The following is a 12,742-nucleotide window of genomic DNA, read 5'->3' on the forward strand; positions in this document are numbered from 1 at the left end:
GTGCGTTGGCTGTGGACCCAGGGTTAACCCGGGTGAAACTCTGATGGAACCCTCATGGGGGTGCCCTGACCTGCCGATAGGCGTCCCTCGACCCGGGGTGCGGTCGAGAGGGCGCAGGCGCGTGGGGCACGGATGCCCGGTGGCGGGTTGCAGGGGAGCGCACTCGACGGGGTCCGCACTCGGCGGAGCCCGCGCTCGACGGGCCCCGCTCGTCCGAGCGCGGACGGAAGACTTGCCTGCGCAGAGGCCTGCTCAGTCCGCCGGCAGGACCACGATCCCGCCGAAGCGGGCCTCCTGGGCGTAGTAGCGACGCCCGCCGATGAGGATGCGACCGGACCGTGCCGCGGGTGTCGCGGGGGTGCCGTCGTCGTACTGGGCGTCGAGGCCGCCCGAGAAGCTCGCGTTGAACAGCAGCACGCCGCGCCCGGTCTCGTCGGTCGCCCACGCCACGCACCACAGGCACACCTGGTCGGGGTAGCGCTCGAGCTGCCGGTTGACCGTCCCGCACACCGGGCAGGTCTGGCCGGTCTCGGGGGTCGTGAGGGCCACCTCGGCGGTCTCGGTCTCCGTCGACGCCGCCTCGAACAGCCCGTGCTGGGCCGTGCGGCGGCCCATCCGGGACACGTCGATGCCGCGGACCCCGGGCCAGCCGTGCACGGCGAAGGCCCACTCGCGCGGGATGTACCGCGTGCCGTGCCGCGCGCCGAGCAGCGCCCCGGCGATCGCCGCGACGGTGTCCGTGTCCCCGCCGATGCGCACGGCGCGGTGCAGGGCGTCGGGCAGGTGGGACACCATGTGGTCGTACTCGGTGATCTGGCCTGCCGAGAAGAACGGCGAGCGGAAGATCGCGTGCCACGCCGCCTGGAAGGCCGTGACCGTGAACCCGTTGTTCTGCAGGTCGGCGACGGGACGCTCGGACTCGGCGTCCGTGATCCACGCGGCCCAGCGGTCGCGCCTGTCCTCGGGCAGCAGGTCGAGCCCGGACCGTAGGTCGAGGCGCTCCTCGGTGACGGCGACCCGGATCGCCTCGGACCACAGGACGCACGACTCGGCCGCGAGCGGGTCTGCGTGCGTGAGGCGCGCGACAGCCGTCGCCGCGCGCGCCGTCGCCTCGCGGTCGGTCAGCGCGACGAGCCCGACGACGCCCGTGCGCATGAGCGCACCGTTGCCGGCGGTCTTGCCCGTCCGGGTGTGCAGCTGCTCCGAGGCGGCCACGAGCCGCGCCGACGGCGACCCCTGCATCCGTGCGGCGTCGCCGAGGACCGTGCGGGTCTGGGCGCCGACGTCTGTCGCGCCGCGCGCGAACCACTCTTCGAAGGCCGCGGCGATCTCGTCGAGCTCCGCCTCGGTGTCGAGGGCGCCGCCGCGCTCGCTCACGCGCGCCACGCAGATCGCCATCTGGGTGTCGTCGCTCCACTCGCCGGGTGCGTAGGGGCCGAGGCCGCCGCCACGCATCTCCGCCTCGCCCTCGGGCGGGTAGTCGAACTCGTAGGGGACACCGAGCGCGTCTCCGCACGCCTGCCCGAGCAGGACTCCGGAGGCGCGGTCGAGCACGTCGAAGGAGACCGGGTCGGGCGTCATGCTCGAACCTTATCTACTCGTGCCGACCGGCGGGTGCGCTGGGCGCCCCGACGGGCGTCCGCCGTGCGCACGGACGCCTGCTGGATGCTCGGGCGCACGGTCCGCGTCGTCCCGAGGGTGGCCGGCACCTACGTCTAGGTGGCCTTCCGGCGACGGGCGATCTTCACACGATCGTGACCTTCGAGGACGGGGACTCAGCGCCACCCGGGGGCCGTCTCTTTGTTCCGACGCAATGCCGGTGCCGAGGTGGTGGCGAGGGTCTCGCGATGCTCCCCGGGCGGCCGGTCTGCGATGGCCCGTCACCCGGAGGCCTGCGAGGGCCCGTCGTCCCCCCAGGTCTGCGAGGGCCTGTCGCCTCCTGAGGCCGAGCCAACCCTGTGCCGACGCTCCACCCGGCCCGGAGGCGTCACGCCTCCCCGTTGATGCGCAGCAATACAGGGCCTCCACAGGGGTGCTCTACCCCGAGCCTGGCGACATGTCCACTCAAACAGAGCACAACAGGACGAAGGTCTCACCTGCCCCGGCGCCTGGATCCGTACGGTCGGCCATCAACACCTCGCCCCACCTCAGGACGGAGCCCCGTGGCCGCAGCCGACGCCGATGCGCACCCCACCCACGCCGTGACCGACGACGCCCGGCGGGACCTCCTCGACTGGGACCCGAACGACCCTGAGAGGTGGGACCCGCGGGTCGCCTGGTCCACCCTGTGGGTCACCACCTTCAACCTCGTGCTGGCCTTCGTCGTCTGGTACCTGCCCGGGGCGCTCGTGCCCACGCTCGGCACCGTCACGGGCTGGGACCTCACCGAGGGCCAGTCGTACTGGCTCCTCGCCATGCCCGGCCTGAGCGGCGGGTTCCTGCGCATCGTCTGGATGACGCTGCCGCCGCTCCTGGGCACCCGCAGGATGATGACGCTCTCGGCTCTGCTCATGATCATCCCGCTCGTCGGGTGGACCTGGGTCGTCATGCTCCCCAGCCAGCCGTCCTACGCGCTGCTCGTCGCGCTCGCGCTCGCGGCCGGTATCGGCGGCGGGGCGTTCTCGGGCTACATGCCCTCGACGTCGTACTTCTTCCCCAAGAGCAAGCAGGGCACGGCGCTCGGTCTCCAGGCTGGCATCGGCAACTTCGGCGTCTCCGTGGTGCAGCTCGTGGTGCCGTGGGCGATCGGCTTCGGCATGCTCGGCATGGCGGGCCAGCTGGCCCGGCCCGAGGGCGAGGAACCCAGGCAGGTGTGGCTGCAGAACCCGGGTCTGATCTTCCTGCCCTTCGCTGTCGTCGCGGTGGTCCTCTCGTGGACGACGCTCAGGTCGATCCCCGTGAAGGCGAACGTCCGCCAGCAGTTCGACATCTTCTCGACCAAGCACACGTGGCTCATGACCGCCGAGTACGCCCTGACCTTCGGCATCTTCTCAGGGCTGGCGGGGACCTTCGGCATGCTGCTCAAGGCGCAGTTCGGCCCCGGCCACCTCAGGCTCGTGTTCCTCGGGGCCCTCGTCGGCTCGCTGGCGCGCATCTGCTGGGGTCCGCTGTGCGACCGCTTCGGCGGTGGGGTCTGGACCGTCGTCTCAGGAGCCGGCGTCGCGCTGTCGTCAGGCCTGGTGCTCTACGGCCAGCTCACGGCCCCGGCGGACGGTGCGCCGTCGCTGACGATCTTCATGACGGGCATGATCTGCATCTTCTTCTTCTCGGGGATCGGCAACGCCGCGACCTTCAAGCAGATGCCGATGATCTTCCCGGCCCGCCAGGCGGGCGGGGTCATCGGGTGGACTGCGGCGATCGCCGCCTTCGGCCCCTTCGTGTTCTCCATGCTCTTCAACTACCTGTCCCGGACCGTCGTGTTCTCCGGGATCATCGTCTACGCCCTCGTGTGCGCCGCGATCGCCTGGTACTACTACGCCCGCCCCGGCGCCGAGGCGAAGAGCTGATGCGCACCCGAGACTGCCGCAGCGCCCGCCCCTCGGTCGACAGCGCCTGCGACTGTCGGCGACGGTCGGCCCGTCAGCACGATCGGTACCGGCGCGGTCTCGTCGTGGGTGGTCCGGTCGACCTCCTCGAGGTGGGCCTCGCAGCGGTGCGGGCCGACCAACGGGTGCAGCGCGACGACGCGCCGGTTCGACCCGAGCTCGGAGAGCGTCCCGTTGACGAGCCCGGCGTGCAGCGAGCACACCACCTGCGGGTCGCACCGCGACGTCACGGTGAAGGGGCAGTTGTGCAGCACGAGGAGCCCCGCGCTCGTCGAGGGGACGACGGGCTCGGCGCCGTCGAGCGACGGTGCGAACCACAGGGCGTCCATCTTGGCCACGAGGTGCTCGGTGACGGAGTCTTCGTCGACGGTGCCGAGCACGTTCGGTGGGTCGGCGAGCTGGCGACCCCATGCGCGTCCGACGCCGTAGACGACGGCGTGCGCGTCCGGGACGTGGGCCGCGACCGTCGAGGTCAGGGCCTCGGCGAGCACCCTGTAGCCCTGAGCCCGCTCGTGCGTCTGGTTGGGCAGGGTGCCCACGTACAGGACCCGCGGCCGGCCTGGCGTCGACCGGGCCTGGTGGGTGCGCTCGGCGAGCCCGGCGTCCACGAGCGACTCGAGGTGGGAACGCGCTGCCGCGGCGCGGACGCCGACCTCCCGGGCGACGTCAGAGACCGACAAGGGCTCTCTGGAGTCACGCAGGATCTGGATGATGTGCGTCCGCCGACCCCCGTGGTCGGTGCGTCCGGTCGTCCCGTCGTAGCCGGCCTGGCCCTGACGTCTGGTCACCGTTCCTCCTCGTGCTCCTGCAGGGGCCCTGCGCGGACAACGTGCACAGGTGCCGCGAAACACCCGCTTCCCCCGATTCAAGCACAAAAGTCCCCGGCTGCAGCAGGCCCCGGCGACCACACCCTCAAGCCGCAGCGTCCTCAAGCCCCAGCGTCCTCGTGCCCGAAGGAGCTCTCCAGTGCCTCAGCCTGATCTCGCCCCGATGTCACCCCTGCTCAAGAAGCTGCTGACCACCCGGAGCCACTTCCCGGGGACCGAGGTGCTCGACTCCGCCCACGCGATGATCGAGACCGACCCCTCGGAGTGGGACTCCTTCTACCGTGACAGGTGGGCGCACGACAAGGTGGTCCGCTCGACCCACGGCGTCAACTGCACGGGGTCGTGCGCGTGGGACGTCTACGTCAAGGACGGCCTCATCACCTGGGAGCACCAGGGGACCGACTACCCGACCACAGGACCCGACAGCCCGGAGTACGAACCGCGCGGCTGCCCGCGCGGCGCCTCCTTCTCCTGGTACACCTACTCACCCTCGCGGGTGCGCTACCCCTACGTCCGTGGCGTCCTGCTCGAGATGTACCTGGACGCCCGGTGCAGGCTCGGAGACCCTGTCGCGGCCTGGGCCGAGGTCGTCGAGAGCCCGCTCAAGGCGACGCTCTACAAGCGTGCCCGTGGCAAGGGCGGCCTCGTCCGCGCCGACTGGGAGCTCGCGACCGAGATCATGGCCGCCGCCCACGTCTACACGATCAAGACCTACGGCCCCGACCGCTGCGTCGGCTTCACACCGATCCCGGCCATGTCGATGGCGAGCTTCGGTGTCGGCACGCGCTTCCTGTCGATGATCGGCGGGACGCTCCTGTCCTTCTACGACTGGTACGCCGACCTCCCGCCGGCGAGCCCGCAGGTCTGGGGCGACCAGACCGACGTCCCCGAGTCCGGGGACTGGTGGAACTCGAGCTACATCATCATGTGGGGCTCGAACGTCCCCGTGACCCGGACCCCCGACGCGCACTTCCTCACGGAGGCGCGCTACAAGGGCACCAAGGTCGTGGCGGTGAGCCCTGACTACGCCGACAGCGTGAAGTTCGCCGACGACTGGATGGCGCCGGCGCCGGGGACCGACGGTGCGCTCGCCCAGGCGATGGGCCACGTCCTGCTCACCGAGTTCTACAGGGACAGGCAGGTCCCGTACTTCGAGGCCTACTCGCGGACCTTCACCGACGCGCCCTTCCTCGTCACGCTCGAGCAGCACGGCGAAGGCCCGGAGGCGACCTTCCACCCGTCGAAGTTCCTCACCTCGGCCGCCGCGACCGCAGCCGGTGTGCCGGTCGCCGGGGCCACCGGGGCGCGGCCTGAGTTCCGCCCGGTCTTCCTCGACACCGCAGCCGACGCCCTCACGGTCCCGAACGGGACGCTCGCCGACAGGTGGACCGACGACGGCGTCGGCCGGTGGAACCTCGACCTCGAGGAGAACGACCCGGCGCTGAGCCTGCTCGGCCTGACCCACCAGGGCCAGACCGCCCAGGGTGTGGAGGTGACCCTGCCGCGCTTCGACGTCGGTGCGACCGAGGGCGGAGGGACGATCGTGCGCGGGGTCCCGGCCCTCCGGGTGGGCACGGTCCTCGTCACGACGGTCTTCGACCTGCTCATGGCGCAGTACGGCGTGGGTCGCGGCGGTCTGCCGGGGACGTGGCCCACGGGCTACGACGACGTCGAGTCGCCCGGGACCCCCGCCTGGCAGGCCGACCTCACCGGGGTGCCCGCCGAGCAGTGCGTGCGCATCGCCCGCGAGTTCACGCGCAACGCCGAGGTGAGCGAGGGGAAGTCCATGATCATCATGGGCGCGGGGACCAACCACTGGTTCCACTCCGACACCATCTACAGGACCTTCATCGCCCTGCTCACCCTCACAGGCTGCCAGGGTGTCAACGGAGGAGGGTGGGCGCACTACGTCGGGCAGGAGAAGGCCCGACCCCTCACCGGCCAGCAGCACATGTCCTTCGCGCTCGACTGGCAGAGACCGACCCGCCACATGACGAGCACGTCCTTCTGGTACGCCGCGACAGACCAGTGGCGCTACGAGGGCTTCGGCGCCGACGAGCTGGTCTCGCCGGCCGGACCCGGCAGGCTCACGCAGCGGTCGATGATGGACTGCCTCACGCAGGCCGCCCGCCTCGGCTGGTCGCCCTCCCACCCAGGATTCGACAGGAACCCGCTCGACCTGTGCGACGAGGCCGCCGAGGCTGGCGTCCCCGTCGCGGAGCACATCGTCTCCGAGCTGAAGGACGGCACCCTCAAGTTCGCCGTCGAGGACCCTGACGACCCGCAGAACTTCCCCCGGGTCCTCACGGTGTGGCGGGCCAACCTCATCGGCAACTCGGCCAAGGGCAACGAGTACTTCCTCAAGCACCTGCTCGGCGCAGACTCCTCGCTGCGCGCGACCGAGACACCACCCGACCGCCGCCCCCGCGACGTCGTCTGGCGGGAGCACGCGCCCGAGGGCAAGCTCGACCTGCTGACCAACATCGACTTCCGCATGACGTCGACCTCGCTGTTCGCCGACATCGTCCTGCCAGCCGCGACCTGGTACGAGAAGCAGGACATCTCGACGACCGACATGCACCCCTTCGTGCACGCGCTCGACGCGGCCATCGCGCCGCCGTGGCAGGCGCGGACCGACTACGACGCGTTCCTCGGCCTGGCCGACAAGGTCTCTGAGCTCGCAGCCGTCCACCTCGGGACACGCACCGACGTCATCGCCGCACCCCTGACCCACGACACCCCCGACGAGATGGCCCAGCCTGGCGGCGTCGTCCGTGACTGGTCGAAGGGCGAGTGCGAGGCGGTCCCGGGTGTGACGATGCCGCGGTTCGTCGTCGTGGAGCGCGACTACACGCAGATCGGCGAGAAGATGCGGGCCGTCGGGCCGCTCGTCTCGACCCTCGGCACGACGACCAAGGGCGTGACCGTCGTCCCCGAGTCCTCGGTCGCCTTCCTCGCCAAGGCCAACGGCGTGCGCCCGGACGGGGTCGCGAAGGGCCGACCGTCGCTCGAGACCGCGGCGCACATGTGCGAGGCCATCCTCGCGCTGTCCGGCACGACCCACGGGGGAGTCTCGCTGGCCGGGTTCACCGCCCTGGAGAAGCGGGTCGGCAAGCCTCTCGCCGACCTCGCCGAGGAGAACCACGAGCGTCAGGTGACCTTCGCCCAGACCCTCACCGGTCCACAGCCCGTCTTCACGAGCTACGAGTGGTCCGGCTCGGAGAAGGGCGGCCGGCGGTACTCGCCCTTCGTCATCAACGTCGAGCGGCACAAGCCCTGGCACACCCTCACCGGGCGCCAGCACTTCTTCGTCGACCACGACTGGATGACCGAGCTCGGGGAGCAGCTCCCCGTGTACAGGCCGCCGCTCGACATGGCCCGGCACTTCGGGCACCAGGGCTTCTCCGAGCCGGGGTCGACCGAGGTCACCGTGCGGTACCTCACCCCGCACTCCAAGTGGTCGATCCACTCGCAGTTCCAGGACAACCCCTACATGCTCGCGCTCTCCCGCGGGGGCCCCACGATCTGGGTCTCCGAGGCCGACGCCGCGACGGCGGGGATCGCGGACAACGACTGGATCGAGGCGGTCAACCGCAACGGCGTGGTCGTGGCCCGCGCCGTGGTCTCGCACCGCATGCCGACGGGGACCGTCTTCATGTACCACTCCAAGGACCGCAACATCGACGTGCCCAAGGCCGAGGCCTCGGGGAAGCGCGGGGGCATCCACAACGCGCTCACGATGATCATGATGAAGCCGACCCACCTCCTCGGCGGATACGGCCAGCTCACCTATGCCTTCAACTACTACGGACCGACCGGGAACCAGCGCGACGAGCTCACGGTCATCCGCCGCCGCAACCAGGAGGTCGAGTACTGATGCGTGTCATGTCACAGGTCGCGATGGTCATGAACCTCGACAAGTGCATCGGGTGCCACACCTGCTCGGTGACCTGCAAGCAGACGTGGACCAACCGCGACGGGGTCGAGTACGTCTGGTTCAACAACGTCGAGACGAAACCCGGGACGGGGTACCCCCGCGGCTACGAAGACCAGGACCGCTGGCGCGGGGGCTGGGAGCTCGACCGCAAGGGCCGGCTGCGGCTGCGCTCGGGCGGACGGCTGCGCCGTCTGGCGCACATCTTCTCCAACCCGGACATGCCCGGTCTCGACGACTACTACGAGCCCGCCACCTACGACTTCGACCAGCTGGTCTCGGCACCTGCCGGCCAGCACGTCCCGGTCGCCCGCCCCAAGAGCGCGATCACGGGCAAGGACATGAAGATCACCTGGGGCTCCAACTGGGACGACGACCTCGCCGGCTCGCCCGAGATCGCCTCCAAGGACCCGAACCTCGCCTCGATGGTCGACAAGGTCCAGCTCTCCTTCGAGCAGACCTTCATGTTCCACCTGCCGCGCATCTGCGAGCACTGCCTCAACCCCGCGTGCGTCTCGGCGTGCCCGTCGTCGGCGATGTACAAGCGCGTCGAGGACGGGATCGTGCTCGTCGACCAGGACGCGTGCCGCGGCTGGCGCATGTGCGTCTCGGCGTGCCCGTACAAGAAGGTCTACATCAACCACCAGACCGGCAAGGCCGAGAAGTGCACCTTCTGCTTCCCGCGGATCGAGGTCGGCCAGCCGACGGTGTGCGCCGAGACCTGCGTGGGACGGCTGCGGTACATCGGGCTGGTCCTGTACGACGCCGACGCCGTCGAGGCCGCAGCGTCGGTCGAGGACCCCAAGGACCTGCTGGACGCCCAGCGCGACGTCTTCCTCGACCCGACCGACCCCGAGGTGATCGCCGCGGCGCGGGCCGAGGGCATCGCCGAGGACTGGATCAAGGCTGCGCAGGACTCACCCATCTGGAAGCTGATCCAGAAGTTCAAGGTGGCCCTCCCGCTGCACCCCGAGTACCGGACCATGCCCATGGTCTGGTATGTCCCGCCGCTCTCGCCCGTGCTCGACGTGACGACCGAGCTCGGCAAGGACGACGCCGACGCCGACGACGTCTTCCACACGATCGCCTCGCTGCGCATCCCGCTCGAGTACCTCGCGAGCCTGTTCTCCGCAGGGGACGTCGACGTCGTGGCCGGGGTGCTCATGCGCCTGGCCGCGATGCGCACCCACATGCGCCAGCGGACCCTCGACGGCGAGGTCGACACGGCTCTGCTCGAGAGGGTCGGGCTGACGGCCGAGGAGGTCGAAGAGCTCTACAGGCTGCTGGCGATCGCCAAGATGGAAGACCGCTACGTCATCCCGTCTGCGCACCGTGAAGACGCCGCCGAGATGGCCTCGTGGGCCTCCGGCTGCTCCCTCGACTCCCCGGGCGGGCCAGGGATGAGCGCAGCGTCGACCCGCGGAGGACCCGTGGCCGTCTCGCTCCAGGTGCGGCGGCCGTCATGACGACGCCGACCTCCGCCTCGGCAGCGCTGTCGCCGGCCACCTCACCCGCGCTCTCGGCAGCGGGGCGCGCTGCATCGGCACCTGGCGGCACCACGGCCACAGTGCAGGGCCGTGCTCCCCGCAGGAAGATCTCGATCCCGCTGCTGCGGCGCTCACGCCGCAGGGACCTCGTCGAGGTCCCTGCCCGGGCGGACGTCCTGGCCCTGTGCAGCGTCCTCCTCGGGTACCCCGACGAGGCGCTCTACGCCGACCTCGACCTGCTGGGAGAGGCCGTGGCCGCGCTGCCGGCGTCAGCCCCGGCAGCGCACCTGGCGGTGTTCTGGCGTGCCTTCACAGACCAGACCCCGGCGCAGGCGCGCGCGCACTACGTCGAGACCTTCGACCTGCGCCGCAGGTCGTCGTTGTTCCTCAGCTACTACCTGCACGGAGACACCCGCCAGCGCGGCATGGCGCTGCTCTCGCTCAAGCAGCGCTACAGGGCCTGCGGCTTCACCCCCGAGGAGGGCGAGCTGCCCGACTACCTGCCCATGGTCCTGGAGTTCGCGTCGCGGGCCGGGACCGGTGCCGGAGAAGGCGTGCTGCGCGCGCACCGCCCCGGCATCGAGCTCATCCGGCGCTCCCTCGCCGACCGTGGCTCCTGGTACCAGGAGATCCTCGAGGCCGTCTCGGTCCTGCTCGGGCCCGTCTCCGACAGGCACCGGACCGAGGCCGACCAGCTGGCGTCCTCAGGACCACCGAGCGACGACGCCGGGCTCGAGATCGCGGCCATGCCCTACGGCTCCGGCTGGACAGGCAGCCCGGGGACACCCTTCGGCCCGCCCGAGTACACCTGCGCCCCGGCAGGGCGGCAGCCGTGACCGCGGTCGCGGGACCGCCCGAGAACCCTTGCTCCCCGAGAGAGGCCTGACCCGTGGACGTCGCCCTGTTCATCGTCCTGCCCTACGTCTGCCTGGCGGTCTTCGTCGTCGGGCACGTGTGGCGCTACCGTGCCGACCAGTTCGGCTGGACCTCCCGGACCAGCCAGCTCTTCGAGAAGAGATGGTTGGCCTGGGGCTCCCCGCTCTTCCACGTCGGGGCTCTCATGGCCATCCTCGGTCATGCTGCCGGCCTGCTCGTCCCGACCTCGTGGACGCAGGCTCTGGGCATCTCCGACCACGCGTACCACCTCGTGGCCGTGGTCGCCGGCACGGTCGCCGGCGTCGTCCTGTGCACGGGGCTGGTCATCCTGCTGCTCCGCAGGTTCGTCTTCTCCGTGCGCGTGCGCGTGGTGACCACCGGGATGGACCGGGTGCTCTACGCGCTGCTGACAGTCGAGATCGCGGTGGGCATGTGGCAGACCGTCGCGATCAACGTCTTCGGTGAGGGCTACGAGTACCGGGGGACCGTCTCGGTGTGGTTCCGCCAGCTCTTCGTGCTGCAGCCCGACCCCTCGCTCATCACCTCGGCGCCGGCCGTCTACGCGTGGCACGCGGTCATCGCCTGCCTGATCCTCGCCGTCTGGCCCTTCACCCGGCTCGTCCACGTGTGGTCTGTGCCGATCGCGTACCTCGGCCGCCCCTATGTCGTCTACAGGCGGCGCACCGCGGTCGCCGGCCCCCCGCGCGAGCAGCACCGGGACAGGTCGTCCCGGCCACGGAGCAGTGCCGGTCGATGACCACCGACCACCTACCAGGGCAGGGGCAGGTCCGGGACCACGGCCCCGGCCCGGACGCCGCCCGGAGGGACGACCAGGACGCCGTCCGCCCCCGCCAGCCCGCGGAGCATCCCCGAGCCGAGCCACGCCGTCGGCCGGGCCAGGACACCGCGGGTGGTCCCCACGGCCACGTCGCGCTCGAGGAGGTCGCCGAGACCGTCGACGTCCGGGACCCGCACGTACGGCACCAGCCGGCTGTCGTGGGCTGGAGCGCCCACGGCCTCGGCGGTGACCACGCGGCCGAGGACCACGGGCGGCAGACCGAGCAGACCGAGGGCGAGCGGTCGGACGATCGTGAGCGCACCAGCCATGGCCGAGAGCGGGTTGCCGGGGAGGCCGACCAGGGACCGCCCGTCCTGCAGCCTCGCCAGCAGCACGGGGTGCCCCGGACGCATGGCGACGGTGTCGACCACCAGCTCGGCACCGAGGACCGTCAGCGCCCTGTGCAGGTAGTCCGCCGGGCCTGCCGCCGTGCCGCCCGTCGTGAGCACCACGTCGGCCTCGCAGGCGCGGATCGCCTCGACAGCCGCGTCGAGGGTGTCGGCGACGAAGGTCGCCGGACCTGTCTCCAGGCCGAGCAGCCGTGCCAGGTGCGGCAGCTGAGGGGCGAAGGCGTCGCGGACCTCGCCCTCGCCGGGCAGGCCGTCGTGGCGCACCTCGTCCCCCATGACCAGGAGGGCGGCGGTCACCGGGCGGTGCACCGTCAGCTCGTCGTTGCCCGCCATCGCGGCCAGCCCGACCTGCGGAGGTGTCAGCACCCGGCCCGGTGCGACGAGCACGTCGGCCTGCGCAGCCTCCAGACCGGCTGGTCTGACGTGGCTCCCCGCAGCTGGTTCGGCGGGCGGCCCGTCTGCGGGAGGGTCGGCGTGCACCCACGCCGGTCCGTCACCCTCGGCCCACGCTCCGCCGTCCGCGGTGCGGACCGAGCCGAGCTCGCGACGCAGCACCCCGAAGGCCCCGGCAGGGACCACCCCGCCCGTCGCGATCACGGCCGCCGTGCCAGGAGCCAGGGCACGACGCATCGGGTGCCCGGCGAGGGAGGAACCCACGAGCTCCCACGGGCCGGTCACGCCGGAGACCACCCACCCGTCCATGGCCGAGGTGGTCGACCTGGGCAGATCCATGAGAGAGACCGCCGGCTCGGCCAGCACCCGACCCACAGCCTCGACGAGGGGCACCCGCTCGGCGGGCACAGGTCGCGCGGCGGCGTACGCAGCAGCGTGGGCGTCGGCCCACGACGGTTCGAGGAGAGAGTCATGATCCATCACAAGAGACGA

General features: G+C 71.2%; 8 protein-coding genes. 5 read left to right on the plus strand and 3 right to left on the minus strand.

Annotation, left to right across the window (positions count from 1 at the left end; translation table 11 throughout):
* Nucleotides 1-252: 252 nt before the first annotated feature.
* Nucleotides 253-1,581, minus strand: coding sequence for an ADP-ribosylglycohydrolase family protein (locus SANBI_RS01660; protein WP_082544114.1), 1,329 nt, complete (start codon nt 1,579-1,581; stop codon nt 253-255).
* Between the two features lie 581 nt (nt 1,582-2,162).
* On the opposite strand from SANBI_RS01660, the gene SANBI_RS01665 reads away from it, so the two are divergent.
* A complete protein-coding gene (locus SANBI_RS01665) occupies nt 2,163-3,506 on the plus strand; it encodes an MFS transporter (protein WP_319158342.1) in 1,344 nt (447 codons plus the stop codon).
* Here SANBI_RS01665 and SANBI_RS01670 read toward each other — a convergent pair.
* Nucleotides 3,473-4,333, minus strand: a complete 861-nt coding sequence (locus SANBI_RS01670) for a helix-turn-helix transcriptional regulator (protein WP_319158344.1) — start codon at nt 4,331-4,333, stop codon at nt 3,473-3,475. The genes SANBI_RS01665 and SANBI_RS01670 overlap by 34 nt on opposite strands.
* Before the next feature lie 202 nt (nt 4,334-4,535).
* On the opposite strand from SANBI_RS01670, the gene SANBI_RS01675 reads away from it, so the two are divergent.
* From SANBI_RS01675 to narI, 4 genes are read left to right on the plus strand one after another with little or no spacing between them, the layout of a single operon-like run.
* Entirely contained in the window at nt 4,536-8,249 is a 3,714-nt protein-coding gene (locus SANBI_RS01675; RefSeq protein ID WP_319161140.1) for a nitrate reductase subunit alpha, read from the plus strand.
* Nucleotides 8,249-9,772 (plus strand): nitrate reductase subunit beta, encoded by a 1,524-nt coding sequence (gene narH / locus SANBI_RS01680; RefSeq protein WP_319158346.1) that lies wholly within the window; start codon nt 8,249-8,251, stop codon nt 9,770-9,772. Before SANBI_RS01675 ends, narH begins: the two co-directional genes overlap by 1 nt.
* Nucleotides 9,769-10,629, plus strand: coding sequence for a nitrate reductase molybdenum cofactor assembly chaperone (gene narJ / locus SANBI_RS01685; protein ID WP_319158348.1), 861 nt, complete (start codon nt 9,769-9,771; stop codon nt 10,627-10,629). The genes narH and narJ overlap by 4 nt, the downstream gene beginning before the upstream one ends.
* 53 nt (nt 10,630-10,682) lie before the next feature.
* On the plus strand, nt 10,683-11,426 hold the full coding sequence (gene narI, locus SANBI_RS01690; RefSeq protein ID WP_319158350.1) for a respiratory nitrate reductase subunit gamma: 744 nt from the start codon (nt 10,683-10,685) through the stop codon (nt 11,424-11,426).
* An 11-nt stretch (nt 11,427-11,437) separates the two neighbouring features.
* Here narI and SANBI_RS01695 read toward each other — a convergent pair whose 3' ends face one another.
* Nucleotides 11,438-12,730, minus strand: coding sequence for a molybdopterin molybdotransferase MoeA (locus SANBI_RS01695; protein ID WP_319158352.1), 1,293 nt, complete (start codon nt 12,728-12,730; stop codon nt 11,438-11,440).
* Nucleotides 12,731-12,742 lie beyond the last annotated feature (12 nt).

The organism is Sanguibacter biliveldensis, assembly GCF_033798665.1.
GTDB lineage: Bacteria > Actinomycetota > Actinomycetes > Actinomycetales > Cellulomonadaceae > Sanguibacter > Sanguibacter inulinus.

Coding starts and splice junctions, on each gene's coding strand:
- SANBI_RS01660 (WP_082544114.1), bottom strand. CDS start 1,581: ATGACGCCCGACCCGGTCTCCTTCGACGTGCTCGACCGCGCCTCCGGA.
- SANBI_RS01675 (WP_319161140.1), top strand. CDS start 4,536: ATGTCACCCCTGCTCAAGAAGCTGCTGACCACCCGGAGCCACTTCCCG.
- narH (WP_319158346.1), top strand. CDS start 8,249: ATGCGTGTCATGTCACAGGTCGCGATGGTCATGAACCTCGACAAGTGC.
- narJ (WP_319158348.1), top strand. CDS start 9,769: ATGACGACGCCGACCTCCGCCTCGGCAGCGCTGTCGCCGGCCACCTCA.
- SANBI_RS01695 (WP_319158352.1), bottom strand. CDS start 12,730: ATGGATCATGACTCTCTCCTCGAACCGTCGTGGGCCGACGCCCACGCT.